The sequence below is a fragment of the Acidimicrobiia bacterium genome (assembly GCA_041393965.1).
GTDB lineage: Bacteria > Actinomycetota > Acidimicrobiia > Spongiisociales > UBA5794 > UBA5794.
The window spans coordinates 352,526-369,350 of sequence record JAWKJB010000002.1; the positions used below are offsets into that span (position 1 = coordinate 352,526).

Annotated in this window: 18 protein-coding genes; 12 read left to right on the top strand and 6 right to left on the bottom strand. The window is 64.1% G+C overall.

Annotated features, from left to right (window positions below; all coding sequences use genetic code 11):
* Window positions 1-19: 19 nt before the first annotated feature.
* The 12 genes from R2823_06480 (at window position 20) to R2823_06535 (ending at window position 11,884) form a co-directional block, all read left to right on the top strand.
* A complete protein-coding gene (locus tag R2823_06480; GenBank protein MEZ5175835.1) occupies window positions 20-2,227 on the top strand; it encodes an ATP-dependent DNA helicase RecG in 2,208 nt (735 codons plus the stop codon).
* Window positions 2,228-2,235: 8 nt separating this feature from the next.
* On the top strand, window positions 2,236-2,775 hold the full coding sequence (gene rsmD / locus R2823_06485; GenBank protein ID MEZ5175836.1) for a 16S rRNA (guanine(966)-N(2))-methyltransferase RsmD: 540 nt from the start codon (window positions 2,236-2,238) through the stop codon (window positions 2,773-2,775).
* Entirely contained in the window at window positions 2,772-3,248 is a 477-nt protein-coding gene (gene coaD / locus R2823_06490) for a pantetheine-phosphate adenylyltransferase (protein MEZ5175837.1), read from the top strand. The genes rsmD and coaD overlap by 4 nt, the downstream gene beginning before the upstream one ends.
* A complete protein-coding gene (locus R2823_06495) occupies window positions 3,245-3,772 on the top strand; it encodes a hypothetical protein (GenBank protein MEZ5175838.1) in 528 nt (175 codons plus the stop codon). The genes coaD and R2823_06495 overlap by 4 nt, the downstream gene beginning before the upstream one ends.
* Window positions 3,773-3,816: 44 nt before the next feature.
* A complete protein-coding gene (locus R2823_06500) occupies window positions 3,817-4,320 on the top strand; it encodes a DUF177 domain-containing protein (GenBank protein MEZ5175839.1) in 504 nt (167 codons plus the stop codon).
* Between the two features lie 17 nt (window positions 4,321-4,337).
* Window positions 4,338-4,514, top strand: a complete 177-nt coding sequence (gene rpmF / locus R2823_06505) for a 50S ribosomal protein L32 (protein ID MEZ5175840.1) — start codon at window positions 4,338-4,340, stop codon at window positions 4,512-4,514.
* Between the two features lie 7 nt (window positions 4,515-4,521).
* Window positions 4,522-5,496, top strand: a complete 975-nt coding sequence (plsX, locus tag R2823_06510; protein MEZ5175841.1) for a phosphate acyltransferase PlsX — start codon at window positions 4,522-4,524, stop codon at window positions 5,494-5,496.
* Window positions 5,474-6,169 (top strand): ribonuclease III, encoded by a 696-nt coding sequence (rnc, locus tag R2823_06515; GenBank protein ID MEZ5175842.1) that lies wholly within the window; start codon window positions 5,474-5,476, stop codon window positions 6,167-6,169. The genes plsX and rnc overlap by 23 nt, the downstream gene beginning before the upstream one ends.
* An 89-nt stretch (window positions 6,170-6,258) precedes the next feature.
* Window positions 6,259-9,693, top strand: coding sequence for a chromosome segregation protein SMC (gene smc / locus R2823_06520; GenBank protein ID MEZ5175843.1), 3,435 nt, complete (start codon window positions 6,259-6,261; stop codon window positions 9,691-9,693).
* A 34-nt stretch (window positions 9,694-9,727) separates the two neighbouring features.
* Window positions 9,728-10,726, top strand: a complete 999-nt coding sequence (ftsY, locus tag R2823_06525; protein ID MEZ5175844.1) for a signal recognition particle-docking protein FtsY — start codon at window positions 9,728-9,730, stop codon at window positions 10,724-10,726.
* Window positions 10,723-11,127 carry a cytidine deaminase gene (locus R2823_06530; GenBank protein ID MEZ5175845.1) on the top strand — a complete coding sequence of 135 codons (405 nt, stop codon included), beginning with the start codon at window positions 10,723-10,725 and terminating at the stop codon, window positions 11,125-11,127. Before ftsY ends, R2823_06530 begins: the two co-directional genes overlap by 4 nt.
* 31 nt (window positions 11,128-11,158) lie before the next feature.
* Window positions 11,159-11,884, top strand: a complete 726-nt coding sequence (locus R2823_06535) for a hypothetical protein (protein MEZ5175846.1) — start codon at window positions 11,159-11,161, stop codon at window positions 11,882-11,884.
* Window positions 11,885-11,905: 21 nt separating this feature from the next.
* Here the strand turns inward: R2823_06535 and R2823_06540 are convergent, their stop codons facing one another.
* The 6 genes from R2823_06540 to upp form a co-directional block, all read right to left on the bottom strand.
* Window positions 11,906-12,850, bottom strand: coding sequence for an electron transfer flavoprotein subunit alpha/FixB family protein (locus tag R2823_06540; protein ID MEZ5175847.1), 945 nt, complete (start codon window positions 12,848-12,850; stop codon window positions 11,906-11,908).
* 1 nt (window position 12,851) lies between these two features.
* Window positions 12,852-13,607 (bottom strand): electron transfer flavoprotein subunit beta/FixA family protein, encoded by a 756-nt coding sequence (locus R2823_06545; GenBank protein ID MEZ5175848.1) that lies wholly within the window; start codon window positions 13,605-13,607, stop codon window positions 12,852-12,854.
* Between the two features lie 73 nt (window positions 13,608-13,680).
* On the bottom strand, window positions 13,681-14,517 hold the full coding sequence (locus R2823_06550) for a purine-nucleoside phosphorylase (GenBank protein ID MEZ5175849.1): 837 nt from the start codon (window positions 14,515-14,517) through the stop codon (window positions 13,681-13,683).
* Window positions 14,514-15,821: a thymidine phosphorylase gene (locus R2823_06555; GenBank protein MEZ5175850.1), complete on the bottom strand. Its 1,308-nt coding sequence runs from the start codon at window positions 15,819-15,821 to the stop codon at window positions 14,514-14,516. Before R2823_06555 ends, R2823_06550 begins: the two co-directional genes overlap by 4 nt.
* Window positions 15,818-16,102 carry an MGMT family protein gene (locus tag R2823_06560; protein ID MEZ5175851.1) on the bottom strand — a complete coding sequence of 95 codons (285 nt, stop codon included), beginning with the start codon at window positions 16,100-16,102 and terminating at the stop codon, window positions 15,818-15,820. Before R2823_06560 ends, R2823_06555 begins: the two co-directional genes overlap by 4 nt.
* The gene (gene upp / locus R2823_06565) at window positions 16,099-16,716 is read right to left on the bottom strand and encodes a uracil phosphoribosyltransferase (protein MEZ5175852.1); all 618 of its coding nucleotides are present in this window, start codon (window positions 16,714-16,716) and stop codon (window positions 16,099-16,101) included. The genes R2823_06560 and upp overlap by 4 nt, the downstream gene beginning before the upstream one ends.
* Window positions 16,717-16,825: the final 109 nt, after the last annotated feature.

Here is a 16,825-nt window from a genome sequence, read left to right on the forward strand (position 1 = left end):
CGGTCCGTAAGGTGTGCTCGTGACAGCGACTCCGCCCGAGCATGCCGCCCGAACCCTCGCCTATCTCGATGAGGTTCCGATCAGCGCCGTCAAGGGGTTCGGCACCGTGTCGGCTCGTAGAGCCTCCGGAGCAGGCGTCGACACCGTCGCGAAGCTGCTCCTCCACGCCCCGCGTCGATATCTCGACCGCAAGTCCCTCTTCGACATCGCCGCCGCCCCACTTGGCGAAGAGGTGACCATCGGGGGCACCGTGCTGTCGACCTCGAAGCGTCGTATCTCCGGCGGCAGGACCATGATCGACGCTCTCGTCAGCGACGGGACGAGCACCGTTCGATGTGTGTGGTTCAATCCGTATCTCCGAGTGACCGTCGGCAATGATGTGATGCTTGCTGGCAAGCTCGACACATTCCGGGGCTCACTCCAGATGTCGAGTCCTGACATGCAGGATCTGTCGCGCCCAGACACCTACCTGACCGGGCGTGTCGTCCCCATCTACGCGTCGGTCGGCGGGGTCGGCCCGACGAAGGTCCGCACCTCGATCGCCAACGCGCTCAGGCGTTCGCTGCCGATGGTGGATGTCATCCCGGCCGAGGTGCGCGCTGGACACGGTCTCGTCGATCGATCGACGGCCTTCCAGGACATCCACCTCCCCCTCGATCTCGACGATGTCGGAAAGGCACGGCGTCGACTCATCTTCGATGAGTTCCTTCGGATTCAGATGATGTTCAAGGCTCGGGCCCATGACGACTACGAATCGCAGCGCGGCGTAGACAACATCGGGGACGGGGAGCTCACCGCCCGATTCCTCGAAGCCGTTCCCTACGAGCTCACCTCCGGCCAGGGCGATGCCCTGGCGGCCATCCGGTCCGACATGGAGGAGCCGACGCCGATGCACCGACTCCTCCACGGTGAGGTCGGCTCCGGCAAGACGATCGTCGTGGTGCTCGCCCTGCTGGCATCCGTCGAGGGTGGCCATCAGGGGGCGGTCATGGCGCCGACCGAGGTGCTTGCCACCCAGCACTATCTCGGTACGGTCCGAATCCTCGAGGATGCCGGTCTCGCGCCGAGCGTCGCCGACCGAGGTGCCTCCGGGACGGTTTCGCTGTTCGCACCGGAAGAACCCGCCGGACGAACCGTCCGGCTCGGGTTGTTCACCGGTTCGGGCGTGGCGGTCAACTTCAGCCGCAACGATGTCGACCGCGCAACCGGACTGGAGTGGCTCGCCGACGGCACGATCGATATCGCCTTCGGCACCCAGGCGCTCATCCAGGAAGGTGTCGAGCTCGCATCCTTGGGCCTTGCCGTGGTGGACGAACAGCACCGCTTCGGTGTCGAGCAGCGGGTTCGGCTCCGTTCGACCCGACCCGACGGCGCGATTCCCGACCTGCTGCTGTTGACCGCAACCCCGATTCCCAGAACCCTCGCCATGGTCCAGTACGGCGACCTCAAGGTCTCGTCGATTCCCGACATGCCGGCCGGTCGAACGCCGGTGCACACCACCGCCCTGAGTGAGGGTCAGCCAGCTGACAGGGCCATCGATGCCGAGATCGAAGCTCATGTGGCTGCGGGAGGTCAGGTCTATGTGGTGTGCCCGCTCGTGGACCCATCACCGAAGATCGAGGTGAGAGCCGCGACCGATGAATACGCTCGCATCGCATCCTCCCTTCCTGCCATGCGCGTCGGTCTGCTTCATGGACAGATGCCATCCCTCGACAAGGCCGAGGTCATGGACCGCTTCCGTAGCCGAGACATCGATGTGCTCGTGTCGACCACGGTCATCGAGGTCGGCATCGATGTGCCGAATGCGACGCTTATCGTGATCAGGAACGCTGAGCGGTTCGGACTGAGCCAACTCCACCAGCTCCGGGGTCGCGTGGGAAGAGGGGACCAGCCAGGGAGTTGTGTCCTCGCCGCCGACGCCTCCACCGATGAGGCCGAGGCCAGAATCGCCGCAATGCTCGCATCCAACGACGGATATCACCTCGCGGAACGGGACCTCGAGATTCGCGGACAGGGGAAGATCTTCGGAGCAGACCAGTCGGGCGCCGCCGACCTGCGACTCGGCCACATCCTGCGTGACGCAGATCTCGTCGAGGCTGCCGCAACCGTTGCCGAGCTCGCGATCGGAGCGGATCGCCACATGCCGTTCGTCGAAGCGGTGCTCGACGAGGCGACACGGTTCCTCGGATCGCTCCCGGAAGCCGCCGACACCGAGATCGAGCAATGAGCGGAGGCATGATGAGGATCATCGCCGGCGCAGCCAAGGGGATCCCGCTGGCAGCGGCCGGACACGCGACGCGGCCCATGACCGGCAGGGCTCGCGAGTCGCTGTTTTCGATCCTCGGTGCCCGTTGTTGTGATGCGACCGTGCTCGACCTGTATGCAGGGACCGGTTCGCTCGGACTCGAGGCTCTCAGTCGCGGCGCCGCTGATGCGCTCTTCGTGGAGCGGGACCGCGTCGCAGCCCGCCGACTCAAGGACAACATCGACGCCGTTGGGCTCGGCGGCGTGGTCCGAATCGGGCCGGTCGAGAGAGTTCTCACCCATCTCGAGCAGTCGTTCGACCTCGTTTTCGTCGACCCTCCGTATGCCAACGACGATGCTTCGATCACCGACATTGTCGGCTCCCTTCGGTCGGTCGTGGTTCCCGGCGGGCTCGTTGTTGTGCACCGTCGCTCCCGTCGAGGATTCGACATCCCGGAATTCCTCACTTGTATCGATCAGCGGCGTTACGGTGATGCCGTGGTGACCATGATGGAGAGGCTCGAGTCGTGATTACGGCGTTGGTTCCCGGCAGTTTCGACCCGCCGACGAAGGGTCATCTCGATGTCGTCGAACGGTGTGTTCCGTTGTTCGACGCCGTTGTCGTCGGGGTGGTCCACAATCCCTCCAAGTCCCCGTTGTTCACGGCCTCCGAGCGAGTGTCGCTGCTTGAGGAATGCACGGTGCAATGGCCGAATGTGACCGTTGCAAGCTTCGAAGGGTTGCTCGTCGACTACGCACTCGAGATCGGCGCCAAGACCGTTGTGAAGGGACTCCGCGCGGTGACGGATTTCGACTACGAGATCCAGATGTCGCAGATGAATCGCCACCTCTCAGGTGATGTGGTTTCGCTCTTCGTTGCGACCAAACCCGAGTACGGCTATCTATCGTCCTCCCTGGTCAAAGAGGTCGCGAGGCTCGGCGGGTCCGTCGATGCCCTCGTCCCGGAACCGGTCGCCAAGGCACTCAAGGAGCGGCTCGCATGACACACCAAGACCAATCCGAGGAACCAAGAGCGGCGCCGCCCGTTCCCGGCGCCATCTTCGACATCCTCGAGGAGCTGATCGCCGAGATCGAGTCCGCTCGCGCCGTCCCGCTGTCAAGCAATGTGATGATCAACCAGGAGGACATCCTCGATCGCCTTCATCAGGCCGTCGAGGAGCTCCCAGAAGAGCTCCGGGCGGCACGGTGGATGGTCCGCGAACGCGAGTCGTACATCGCACGGACCAACGAGAAGGCGCGCGAGCTCGTGGCGAAGGCGAAGGCGGAGTCGGATCGGCTCGTTTCCGAGAACTATGTCGTCGAAGAAGCCGTTGCGGAGGCGAATGAGCTCGTGCGAAACGCCGAATCCGAAGGTCGGCGGATACGCCTCGAGGCCGAGGACCATGCCGAGCGTCACCTCGCGGAAGCCGAGAGCGTCCTCGGTGAGCTGTATCGGTACATCACCGAAGCGAGAGCCGAACTCCACAAGGCGCTCCCACCCACCGAACCCCCGCCGGTGAGCGAATAGGGTCTCGATAGCGCATCGCCAATGCGATCCCTACCCTTCGGGTCATGGTGCGCAGCCCCTTCCTTCTCCCGGTCGCCGACCTGCTCGGGCAGGATGCTTCCTCTCGTCCGGTGAGCCTTGAGGTCACGGTTGACTGGGGCTTGGAAATGAGCCAGGTGTCGGGCGCTGAGCCGGTGTTGTGCGAACTCACCCTCCACCCCGCGTCCCGTGGGATCGCCGTGACCGGCACCGCGTCGTTCGTTTCCGAGGACACCTGTCATCGGTGTCTCGCAGTGACCGCCACGGACCGGACAGCGAGCATCGGCGCGCTCTTCGACACGAGTGGTGACGATGAGACCTACGACCTGTCCGGCCACGAGATCGACATCGAACAGATGCTCCGCGATGAGGTGCTGTTGTCACTCCCGCTCGTTACGACCTGTAGGTCCGGGTGTGTCGAAGTTGTAGATAGCGCACAGAACGGCTTGAATACGGAGGCCCAGGGCACCGAGGATTTCTCGCGTTCGCCCTTCGCTGTTCTCAAGGACCTGCTTGAGTTCCCGGACTGACCCAAAGGACCACCAGGATGGCAGTACCCAAGAAGAAGATGTCGCGGTCGAGGACTCGTCGCCGCAAGGCCAACTGGAAGGTCGAACGGCCGACCATTGCTCGTTGCCCCCGGTGCAACGCACCGCACGCACCGCACCGCGCGTGCACCGAGTGCGGATCGTACAACGGGCGCGAGGTCACCTCGGGGTCGTAGGTCGACCGTGTCGCTGATAGCCATCGATGCCATGGGCGGCGACGATGCCCCGCACGAAATCGTCGACGGAGCGCTCATGGCGTCCGATCAGGGCGCATCGGTCGTCCTCGTCGGCGACGAGACGACCCTCCGCGGACTGCTCAGCGCACGATCGCGCGATCTGCCGATTCGGCACGCAGGGCAAACGATTGGCATGCATGATGATCCGGCACACGCGATTCGCGAGAAGAAGGATGCTTCGATTGTGGTCGCGTCCCGAATGGTCGCGACGGGGGAAGCGGACGCCCTTGTTTCGGCAGGCTCGACGGGGGCCGCGATGGCATGTGCTGCGTTCGTGATCGGCAGGCTCCAACATGTCGTCCGTCCCGCCATCGCGTCCTTCTTTCCGACGGGCCAGCTCGTCATGGATATGGGCGCCAACCTTGAGGTGAAGGCCGAACACTTGCTGCAGTTCGCCGTGATGGGCTCCGCCCTCGCCCAGGTGTATCAGCACACCGAGCATCCAAGGGTCGGACTTCTCAACATCGGGGAGGAGGCTTCGAAGGGCCGGGACCTCGAACGCGCCGCTCACAAGCTTCTGGCCGAATCAAAGTCGATCAACTTCATCGGCAATGTGGAAGGAAGAGATCTTGCGACGACCAAGGCCGATGTGATCGTGACCGATGGCTTCACCGGGAACATTCTCCTCAAGACCAGCGAGGGGGCCGCCAAGGTCATTCAGAACATGATCCTCGAAATCCTTGCTCGTCCCGAGTTCTCCGGATCGATCCAGGAGTTGATGCCTGCCTTCGTCGAGATCAGAGAGCGGTTGAGTCCCGAGACGGTCGGAGGCGCGCATCTCGTCGGGACCAAAGGAGTCGTCGTGATCGCCCACGGATCTTCGTCCCGGGTTGCGGTCTCCAACGCGATCGCAATGGCGACCGAGGGCGCCGACTCCGGACTTGTGGAGAAGATCGCAGATGGAATCGCCAAGGCAGGCTGACGCAACACCCGGCTCGGGGATTCAGGAACGACTCGGTCACCGGTTCGACAACACTGGGCTTCTCATCGCCGCGTTGACGCATGGGTCCTTTGTCGCGGAGCACCCCGACACCGAATCGTATGAACGCCTTGAGTTTCTCGGCGATGCCGTCATCGAGCTCGCCGTCACCGCGATGCTGTTCACACTGCTGGGTGATGAATCCGAGGGGACGCTGACCAAGCTGCGTGCTTCGGTCGTCGATGTGAACACCCTGAGCGACATCGCACGCGACCTCGACCTCGGTGATGAGATCAGGCTCGGTAGGGGTGAGCGCATGAGTGGGGGAGCGGAACGGGACTCGATTCTCTCCGATGTCGTCGAGGCGCTCATCGGCGCCGTCTATGTCGACGCGGGCTTCGATTCGGCACGCCGCGTGGTTCATCGGCTCTGGAGCGCTCGGATCGGAAGGCAAGTCGACAAGACCGAGGTGACCGATCCGCGCAGTGCCCTCCAGGAGCACCTTGCCCGGTCCGGCCGTGCCGTCAGCTTCGCATACACCCGCTCAGGTCCTGATCATGACGCCGTGTTTGAGGCTGTGGCGATCGTCGACGGCGAACCCATGAGCCGGGGGAGCGGCAGCTCAAAGAAGGCCGCCGCGCTTGCTGCTTCTGCGGAGGCCCTCAAGGAGCTCTGAGCCACCTCGCTCCTGAGCCCCCGCCGGCGAACGGTCAAAGATCACGACGAAACACAGCCTTGTAATTCGCTCTGGTAACCTCGGATGTCGTGAAACTCAAACATCTCACCCTCCGTGGGTTCAAGTCGTTCGCCGACCGGACTCGACTCGACTTCTCGACGGGGATCAATGTCGTGGTTGGCCCGAACGGATCGGGCAAGTCGAACATCCTCGATGCGATCGCGTGGGTGCTCGGTACCCAGGCAACGCGCTCGTTGCGCACCGAGACGATGGAAGATGTCGTCTTTGCAGGAACCGAATCCCGACCCCCACTCTCACGAGCCGAGGTGTCGCTGACCTTCGCCAACGACGAGCAGCTCGTGCCACTCGGCCTCGCCGAGATCACAATCACCCGACGGCTGTTTCGTGATGGAACATCCGAGTATGAGCTCAACGGAGCTGCATGCAGGCTCCTCGACATCCAGGAACTCCTCGCAGACGGTGGCATTGGGCGTCACCAGCATGTTCTTGTCAACCAGGGCCAGGTCGGCGAGATCCTCACCGCCAGACCCGAGGACCACCGTGCGATCATCGAGGAAGCCGCCGGCGTCACGAAGCATCGGGCAAGGCGAGACCGTTCAATCCGAAGGCTCGAACGGACCGATCACGATGTCGAGCGCCTCAACGATATTCTCGCCGAGAAGCGCAAGGCAATGCGGCCGCTCAAGCGGCAGGCCAACGCCGCAGCCCGTTACGACGAGGTACGCGACGAAGCGCACCAGCTGGCGCTCTGGCTTGCCGGGGAACAACTTCGCCGCATTCGATCGCGGCTCGACCAAGCGAGTCAGGAGCGTTCCGACAAGGCCGCAGCCCACAGCGAAGCCGATGGCGAACTCCGCGAGCTGCTCGCCTCCCTCGAGGGACTGCGCGAGAGCGCAGGCTCCGTCGGTGCCGAGCTCGAACGCGACACGACGGCAGCGGCCCGCTTGGAGACGACCAACGAGCGTCTCAGGCGCATCGCCCTCGTTGCCCGTGAGCGGCGCCGCGCGCTTGAGAGCAGGCTCGAGGGCGTTGACGAAAGGCGTGAGGACCTCGAGCGCGAGCACGGGGACCTCAGCGATGCCCTTGACGATGCCGAGGAGGTCGAAGCTGCAGCCGTCGCGGAGCGAGCCGAGGCCGAGTTGCGTGCCCTCGAGGACGAGGAGCGGTCACTCGCCGAGCAGATTCAGCTTCCGACCGAAGGTGTCGTGGCGACCCTTCGCGGCGATCTGCGGTCCCTCGAGTCGGCGGAGTCCCGGGACGCGGCCGAGATGGAACAGGTGCGTTCAAGGCTCGCCGTCGTCACGGACAGGATCGAGGATGACCGGAACGCAATCGAGCGCTGTAATGCCGACATCGAGGTCGCGGACGCCGCCGTCACCAAGCTCGGGGATGCGTATCTCGCCGCACAGCGCGCTCGTGCCCGGACCCAGGAAGCCTGGGAAGCAGACGAAGCGACCGTTGCGGAACGCCGCCTCACCCTTGCCGGCGCCGCAGCGCGCGCCGAGGCGTTCGGGGCGGCCCTTTCGGGACTCGTCGACGAGGTCGCGGTGGGTGTGGCGGAATCAACCGAAGGCATCGTCGGCACGATCGTCTCACGCCTCGATGTGCCCGGCGAGTACGCCGCGGCCGTCGACGCGGCGCTCGGGGTCTGGCGTGGGGCATTCGTTGCGAACGACGCGGAATCGTTGACAACAGCGGTTGCAGGCATCAAGGGCACCGGGCTTGGTGGGCTATCGTTCGTCCACCCGGTCCGTCGCGACCTGACGCAGGTGCGCGAGATCGCCGCGAAGCACGGTGTCGACGCGATCGTCGACATCCTCGGGCCCCGAGCTGACACGGATCTTGCCAGCTGGCTTTTCGCCGATATCGTCGTGGTTCAGGGGTGGATGGCGGCATGGCAGATCGTCGGTGCCGAGCCGTCGATCACGGCTGTCACACCTGAAGGCGATGTCATCTCAGCGGGCCGCATGTTCGTTGCACAACCCGACGGGGCGGGGCCTGCGGCTCTCGAAGCTGCGCAGGTCGCCGTCGAGGAAGCCGAATCGGGACTCGCCGAAGCCGAGGAGCACCTGTATCGATCGAGGGCGGCGTTCGACCGCGATCGTGCTGCTGAACGCGCGGCACTCGAATCGCTCGAATCGGTGGAGGCCCAGTTGGCAGGGCTCACCGAGACGCTCGCGCGGACCGGGCGTACGCAGACGGCATCCAGAGACGAAGCGCGCCGCCTCAACGACCGCCTCGAGGCACTGCGCGAGGTCGAAGTTGCAAGGAACGAACGCATCGCGACGCTCCGCAGCAGCGTCGAGGAGTTCCAAGGGGAGGAGGCCGAGCGGCAGGCGGCGTGGGATGCGCTCAACGATCGGCGCGCAGCGGTGGCTGCCGCCCGAGACCGTGCAAGACGCCGCCGCGAAGAGGCGACGGCGACACTCGCGTCGATCGTCGAGCGACGCCGCCTCAACGAGCAACGGTTGAGAGCCATCACCTCCGAGCTCGGACAACTCGAGCTGTTGCCCGCCTCCGATGACACGGTTGGGACCCTGACAGGGATCGAAGAGGCCGCCGCACGGACCATGACCCTCGTCGTCCGCAAGATCGAACTGCTACGGGAGCGGCAAAGGGAGCTTCGTGATCGTGCAGGTGCTGCAGGAAGGGACCTCGAATCGGCCGAGAAGCGTCGCGAGATGCTTGAGACGGCGCGCAGGAACACCGCAGACATGGTGGGACGCCTCGATGTCGAACTCGCGGAGCTTCGTGTGCGGGACGAGGCCGTCGTCGAGGGGATTCGAAGGGATGCCGACGCAGACGAGGAAGCGGCGCTCGCCGCGGTGGAGCCATCACTTTCCGACGACATCGATGTGCAGGACCGTCTTGCCTCACTGAGGGCGGATCTCAAGCGAATGGGATTGATCAATCCCCTTGCGGCAGCTGAATACGCGACACTCGCAGCAGAGGTCGAGGAGTTGGACCGGCAGCTCGAGGACCTCGCAGCCTCGCGAGGGGAGATCCGAAAGGTCATCGCCGCCCTCGACCGCGAGATGGAGGCACTCTTCGTTCAGGCGTTCTCCGAGATCGCGTCCTTCTACGAAGAGAACTTCTCACTCGTGTTCCCGGGTGGATCCGGTCGGTTGCGACTGACCGACGACGATCATCCGCTCACTGCGGGGGTGCTGGTCGAAGCCCAGCCGGCCGGCAAGAAGGTGGGAAGACTGTCGCTGTTGTCGGGAGGCGAGCGGTCCCTCGCCGCACTTGCGTTCCTGTTCGCGGTCTTCCGCGCCCGCCCGAGCCCGTTCTATGTCCTCGACGAGGTCGAAGCAGCGCTCGACGACGCCAACCTCCATCGGTTTCTGACCCTGGTCGACACGCTTCGAAGCGATGTGCAACTCGTGATCATTACCCACCAACAGCAGACGATGCACGCGGCCGATGTCCTCTACGGTGTCACCATGGAATCCGGCGCCACCTCGCAGGTGATCTCGAAGCGAATGGATGCTATTACCGTGTGATTCGCATCGGTTCGAATCCGGTGTGGGGGTCGTCGTGGAACCACTTGTCATCGTTGCTCTGATCATTGTGGTGATCGTCGTCGCCCTTGTCGTCATCAGGGCCCGTTCCCGGCGATCGTCCCCTGTCGAGACCCAACCGGCGACTCGGGGCGAGCCGCACCTCTCGAAGCGACTGTCGCGGACGCGGATGGCGATCGGCGGAGTGCTCGGGTCGATGTTTCGAGGCGGACCAGGCCGAATTCAGTGGGACACCCTCGAAGAGGCGCTGATCCTCGCCGATGTTGGACCCCAGACGGCATCGGACATTGTCGAGGCCGTTCGCAGAATCGGGCCTGCGACCAGCGAGGAAGCCGCGACCGCCCTCAGAGGTGTCCTCGTCGATCGCTTCGGATACAGGAATCGGGCACTCGACCTTGTCCGTCGGCCGGCCGTGATCATCGTCGTGGGAGTCAACGGTGCAGGGAAGACGACGACCATCGCGAAGATTGCCGATAACCTGATCGCCGACGGTCGCACCGTCGTTCTCGGGGCTGCCGACACCTACCGCGCAGCCGGGGACAGCCAGTTGAAGGTGTGGGGTGACCGGCTCGGAGTCGCTGTCGTTGCCGGAGCACCTGGTTCGGATCCCGCGAGCGTTGCTTATGCGGCCATTGATCATGCCAAGGAACACGGCACCGATGTCGTGATCATCGACACGGCCGGCAGGCTCCACGCTCACACCAACCTGATGGATGAGCTCGCCAAGATCACGAGAGTGGCCGCCCGTGAAGGGGGTGCCATCGATGAGGTGCTGCTAGTTCTCGACGGGTCAGCCGGGCAGAATGGCATCGCTCAGGCGAAAGCGTTCACCGAAGCTGTCGGCGTCACGGGCGTGGTGCTGACGAAGCTCGACGGTACGCCGAAGGGGGGTGTGGCCGTCGCGGTCGAACACGACCTCGACCTTCCGATCAAGTACATTGGGGTGGGTGAAGGGCTCGATGATCTGATCCCGTTCGAGCCAGCAGCTTTCACCGATGCACTGGTTGGACCATGAGCGAAACAACCGCACATCTCGCCCTTCTCGATGCGGCCCGTGATGCCGCCAGCCGTGCGTACGCACCGTATTCGTCGTTCAGGGTCGGGGCGGCCCTTGTCACCGAGGACGGCACCGTGGTCACCGGGGCGAACATCGAGAACGCTGCATACGGGGCAACGATATGTGCCGAGGCGAACGCTGTGACGACGGCTGCCGCAACCGGTGCGAGGCGAATCGACACGGTGGCGGTCGTGTGCCTCGACGGTGCTGCACCGTGCACCCCTTGCGGCAACTGCCGCCAGATCCTCCGCGAATTCGGCGTCGAAACCGTAGTGATGCAGGCCGAAGACGGATCCCCGATCGGTGTTCCCCTTTCCGAGTTGCTCCCGATGTCGTTCGGCCCGGAGGCGTTCACATGACGGGTGCCAGAGCGACGCTAGATTGCCTTCCGTGTTCCACCTGAGCCTTCGCAGAATCGCCCTGGCAGGCGCGTTGCTCGTCGTGGCGAGCGCGTGCACTTCGGACACCTCGGAGACCACGACGACCTCCTTCCCACTGACTTCGACCTCCAGCACCACGACAACGGCGCCAACCACGACCGCTCCGACCACGACACTCGCTACGACGACGACGGTGACCACGACCACGACCACCACGACACCCGCCACGACGACGGTGCCTGCCCTCGTGTTCGGATTCTTCGTCGACGGATACGGTGTTGTGGATTTCGGGGCATCACCGGACGAGGTGATCGCGGCGCTCACACCAATCATGGGGCCACCATCGGGCGACACCGGATGGCTCGCCGAGCCGATTTGTCCCGGAACCCAGTTCAGGGCGATCAAGTGGGGTCCCGAGCAGTTCGACTTCAGGGCCTTGTTCACGGATGCGAACTTCTTCGCTCCTGCTGGTGTAGCGCAGTTCTTCACCTACAACTACCACGGCGTCACGCCGGTTCCGGTCACACCGCCCGCGTTGACGGTCGGGACGACCGTCGGCCAACTCAAGGCCCTGTATCCATCGGTTGTCTTCAGCCCAAACCCGTTCCTCGCTGGAGTGACCGACTACCTCGTTGCGGGATCGACCCCGTATGAGCAGCTGTACGGGCAGGTGAGCGGAACGAACCCCGCTGATGTGGTCGAGTCAGTGCAAGGCGGCGTCGGCTGCGGGGAATAGCCCCGATCCCAACGACCGAGTTCAGGCGCGTGTCTTGAGGGCTTCGATGAGCTTCGGGATCACCGAATGGACATCACCGACGACACCGAGGTCGGCAAGAGCGAAGATCGGTGCGTCGGGATCCTTGTTGATCGCGATGATCGTCGAGGATCCCTTCATCCCCACAATGTGCTGCATGGCGCCCGATATCCCGCAAGCGATGTAGACCGAAGGCTTGACTGTCTTGCCGGTCTGTCCGACCTGGTAGCTGTACGGCACCCATCCGGCATCGACCACTGCCCTGGTGCCACCGACGGCGGCACCGAGGAGGCGTGCGAGCTCATCGATCATCTCGAACTTCTCGGCGCTCCCTAGGCCTCTCCCACCGGAAACGACAACGCTTGCCGCTTCGAGGGACGGACCCTCGGACTCCTCCACATGCTGCTCGGTGATCGTCGCTCCGCTCGCCCGTCCTGCGTCGGGTATCGAGACCGCCGTGACCGGTGGGGTCGGCGCACCTGCGGGCTCGGCAGCGAAGGCCTTCGGTCGCGTCACAACGATCGCTGGCCCCTGTGCGGTGATCTCGGTCGTGACCCGAAGCGTTCCGCCGAGGATCTCCGACGCCACCGCGACGCTCCCATCCACGAGCACATCGAGCCCGTTTGCCACGACGGGCCGGTCGAGCCGTGCCGCGAGACGGCCTGCAACATCGCGGTCGGTGTTTCCCATTCCGAACATGACGAGGTCGGCATCCGCAACGAGGTCTGCCATGGCGGCTGCCGCGGGGCCCGAAGGAAGCACGCCTGCTGTGTCGAGCTGATGAACCGACTCGGCACCATGGTCCCCGAGCGCCGCCCACGCGGCATCGGATCCTTCCCCGAGGTAGAACACCGAAGTGTTCCCGAGGCTCCGCGCCTTGGTCAGGAGCTCAAGCGATCCGGCTGACGGGAGCCCGCCATCATCTTCCGCAAACACCCAGATCTGCATGTCAGACCACCTTTGCCTGTTCGAGGACTTCGACGATTCGCAGGTGGGCCTCTCCCTCGTCCTCGATGATCTCGCCAGCCTCCCTCGCAGCGACTGGATCAACCGAACGAACCACCTGTCCGGAATCTGGGTCGATTCCGAGATCGGCGAGGGTCAGCGTCGTGACCGGCTTAGACTTCGCTTGCATGATGCCTTTGAAGGTCGGGTAGCGAGGCTCGATCCCGGCCGTCACCGTGATCAGCGCCGGTGCTGCCGACACGACGACATCGTACCCGTTGGCGGTCTGGCGTTCGATGGTCACGGAACCATCCCTTGCCTCGACCCTGCGTGCGAACGAGAGGCATGGGACATCAAGCAACTCTGACATCATCTGGGGCATCACACCCGAATACCCATCCGTTGATTCCGTTCCGGCGACGACGAGATCGAAGCCCTCCATTGTCATCGCAGCAGCGAGCACCCGTGCCGTGGTGAGGGCGTCGGATCCCTTCAATGCGGCATCATCAACGATGACGGCCTTGTCGGCACCCATCGCGAGTGCCTGGCGAATCCCCTGCATGGACCCCGAGGGCGACATCGAGAACAGCGTCACCGTTCCCTCGGTTGCCTCGGCGAGTTGGAGAGCGATCTCGACCCCGGAGCGGTCCGTGTCGTCAAGTACCTGGTCGTCGGGCCGAATGACCCAGTGGTGTTCCGGATCAAGGTCGTAGGGGGTCGCCGGGTCGGGAATCTGCTTCACACAGACGGCGATGTTCATGGCGTGCGGCTCCTCGATGCGGGTTGTTTGCACGCATGCTACGGAACCTGCCGGCTGACCAGTAATCGGCTGGCTACTCCTCCGGTTGCGTCGCGAGCACCGGAACGAAGCGATCGACGAGCTTCGTAAAGGTCGCCTTGGCGATCTCCGCGGTCTCTGTGACCTCCTGGTGGGACAGCGGGGTTGGGGAGAGGCCCGCAGCGAGATTCGTGACAAGGGAGATGCCGATCACTTCGGCCCCCATGTGCCTGAGCGCAATCGCTTCCGGCACGGTCGACATGCCGACAAGATCGGCGCCGAGCAGTTTGGCCATCCGCACCTCGGCGGGCGTTTCATAGCTCGGCCCGAGAAACCACGCGTAGACACCCTCATGCGGCTCGATACCGACATCCCTGCATGTTTCGGCGAGGAGACCGCGCAGTCGCGGGCTGTACACCTGCGACATGTCGGGGAAGCGAGGTCCGAGCCGATCGTCGTTCTGGCCGACAAGGGGATTGCGACCGGTGAGGTTGAGGTGGTCGGAAATGATCACGAGATCACCGGGGGCGAGACCATCACCGACGCCGCCTGCAGCATTGGTGAGGAGTACTCGCTTGGCACCGCACGCGACCGCCGTGCGCACACCGAAAACGACCTCGTCGAGTTCCCATCCCTCGTATGTGTGGGCCCGGCCCGAGAAGAACAGGACATGCTTGTCCTCGACCGGGGCGGCCACGAGGGATCCGGAGTGGCCGGCGACCTTCGGCACCGGAAAGCCGGGGATGTCCTCGTATCTCATCTCAATGGCGTCCGCGAGCGTCGCTGCGTACTCCCCGAGGCCGGATCCGAGCACGACCGCAGCGTCGTACCGATCGACTCCGGTGAACATCCGGATCGATGCTGCTGCGGCCATCAGTGTGTGGTAATTCATCGCACCTCTCCGTGGATCAGGTCGGGGACCACTACAGGTTCTTCGGAGATGACGAAGGCGTTCTTGAGCACACTCAGCGCGCTTTCGAGGTCTGTCTCGGTCCGGTACGAAATGGTGGCGAGGGGCTGGCCCGATGCAATGGTGTCGCCGAGCTTCGCTTCGATGAGCAGGCCGACCGCCGGATCGATCTCATCTTCCTTGGTGCTGCGGCCCGCGCCGAGGCGAACCGACGCAAGGCCGATCTCGTAGGCATCGCACCGGGCGAGGTGCCCGCTTGTCTCGGCGGTGATGGTGTGGGTGTTGGGGGCGGAGGGAAGCAGACGCGGGTTGTCGACCACCGAGGGATCCCCGCCTTGCGCCTCGACGAGCCGCACGAGAACCTCGAGGGCGGAACCGGTTTCGATTGCCCGCGTGACGGTACGGTCGGCGGCATCTCGGTCCTCTTCCCCAGCAAGGAGGAGCATCTCAACGCTGAATCGCCGCGTCAGCGCGGCCACATCCGCTGGGCCGTTGCCTTGCAGCACCGCAACGGACTCGGCGATTTCGTTGGCGTTGCCGACGGCCCTTCCGAGCGGTTGGTCCATGTTGGTGAGGATCGCCGTGACAGGCGTGTCATGGGAGCTGCCGATCTCGACCATCGTCCTTGCGAGTTCGGTTGCATCACCGAGCTGTTTCATGAAGGCGCCGCTTCCTACCTTGACATCGAGGAGGAGGCCGTCGAGATCCTCTGCGAGCTTCTTGGACATGATCGACGATGCGATGAGAGGGATGGACGGTACGGTGCCCGTCGCATCTCGGAGGGCATAGATCCTGCGGTCTGCAGGAACGAGTTTGTCCGTTTGGCCGACCATGACGACGCCGATGTCGTTGAGCTGGTCGGTGAACGCGTCCGGTTCGATCTGTGTTGTGAAGCCGGGGATCGACTCGAGCTTGTCGAGCGTTCCACCGGTATGGCCGAGTCCTCGTCCGGACATCATCGGGACCGCGACACCGCACGCCGCGACGAGAGGGGCAAGGGGAATGGAGATCTTGTCGCCGACGCCGCCCGTTGAGTGCTTGTCGATCGTTGGCTTCGTGACCCCGGAGAGGTCAAGGACATCGCCTGAGTGGAGCATCGCATCTGTCCATGCCACGAGTTCGTCTTGGCTCATGCCGTTGAAGACCACAGCCATGAGAAACGATGACAGTTGGTAGTCGGGGATACGGGCGGCCGTGTATTCGGAGACGATCCAGCGCAACGCATCCGGGGCGAGCTCACGACCGTCGCGTTTGGCGCCGATCTGTTCGACCATCGAATAAGTCATCGGCGCAACCTCACTCCCGACTCCGTTGCGGTGATGCCTTCGGCTTCGAGGCGCTGCGCGTGCTCCCGCTCCTTCCCGGGGACGAGACGCCCCGTCGCCGTGATCACCCGCCACCACGGTAACCCAGGTGTCACCCGCAGCAGGTTCCCGACAGCTCTCGCGGCTCCAGGATGCCCGGCTTCGGCTGCGACCTCACCGTAGGTGCTCACCTGTCCGATCGGAATGGCCTCGACGACGCTGATCACCGCGTCGGTGAAGGCGTCACCGTTGCGTTCGGTCACAGCGTGCCGAACAGCCGATCGCCCATGTCCCCGAGTCCTGGAACGATGTAGAACTGGTCGTTGAGCTCACGATCGTGTGCCGCGGCGATGATCTGAACATCGGGGTGGTCTCCGTACATCTTCTTCACCCCGGCGGGGGCCGTGACGACGCACAGCGCGGTCACATTCCGGGCACCCGATGACTTGACCTTGTCCACCGCCCAGGAAAGGGATCCGCCCGTCGCCAGCATCGGTTCGCAGACGAGAACCGTTGCGTCCGTGAGATCAGGGAGCTTCGAGTAATACTCCTGGGGGAGAGCGGTCTCTTCGTCACGGGCCACGCCAGCGAAGCCGACCTTCACATTCGGGATTGTCTCGAGCACGGCACTCAGCATGCCGAGACCCGCGCGAAGGACCGGGACGGCCACCACATTCGACACCCGGTAGCCGGTGGTTTTCTCCATGGGCGTGTCGATCTCGAACCGTTCGAGCGGTATCCGCTTGGTCGCCTCGTGCACGAGTGTGAAGGTCAGACCCTTGGCAGCCTCACGGAACTGGGGGGGAGGCGTGTTCCTATCACGCAGGACGGTCAGATAGTGCCGTGTGAGCGGGTGGTCGATGACGGTGAGGTTCACACGCCGACAATACCCGATGTCTCCCTGACATCACCCCTCCAAACCCGGATGAGTCCGCGACGATTCGTCCCTCCTCGTCCCGTCGGCGACCGATGCTGCCGCATCGCTA

Excerpts from the sequence above, each read along its gene's own strand:
- R2823_06550 (MEZ5175849.1), bottom strand. The coding sequence starts at position 14,517 with ATGAATTACCACACACTGATGGCCGCAGCAGCATCGATCCGGATGTTC.
- rsmD (MEZ5175836.1), top strand. The coding sequence starts at position 2,236 with ATGATGAGGATCATCGCCGGCGCAGCCAAGGGGATCCCGCTGGCAGCG.
- R2823_06495 (MEZ5175838.1), top strand. The coding sequence starts at position 3,245 with ATGACACACCAAGACCAATCCGAGGAACCAAGAGCGGCGCCGCCCGTT.
- R2823_06540 (MEZ5175847.1), bottom strand. The coding sequence starts at position 12,850 with ATGCAGATCTGGGTGTTTGCGGAAGATGATGGCGGGCTCCCGTCAGCC.
- R2823_06530 (MEZ5175845.1), top strand. The coding sequence starts at position 10,723 with ATGAGCGAAACAACCGCACATCTCGCCCTTCTCGATGCGGCCCGTGAT.
- rnc (MEZ5175842.1), top strand. The coding sequence starts at position 5,474 with ATGGAATCGCCAAGGCAGGCTGACGCAACACCCGGCTCGGGGATTCAG.
- rpmF (MEZ5175840.1), top strand. The coding sequence starts at position 4,338 with ATGGCAGTACCCAAGAAGAAGATGTCGCGGTCGAGGACTCGTCGCCGC.
- R2823_06555 (MEZ5175850.1), bottom strand. The coding sequence starts at position 15,821 with ATGACTTATTCGATGGTCGAACAGATCGGCGCCAAACGCGACGGTCGT.
- R2823_06500 (MEZ5175839.1), top strand. The coding sequence starts at position 3,817 with ATGGTGCGCAGCCCCTTCCTTCTCCCGGTCGCCGACCTGCTCGGGCAG.
- R2823_06545 (MEZ5175848.1), bottom strand. The coding sequence starts at position 13,607 with ATGAACATCGCCGTCTGTGTGAAGCAGATTCCCGACCCGGCGACCCCC.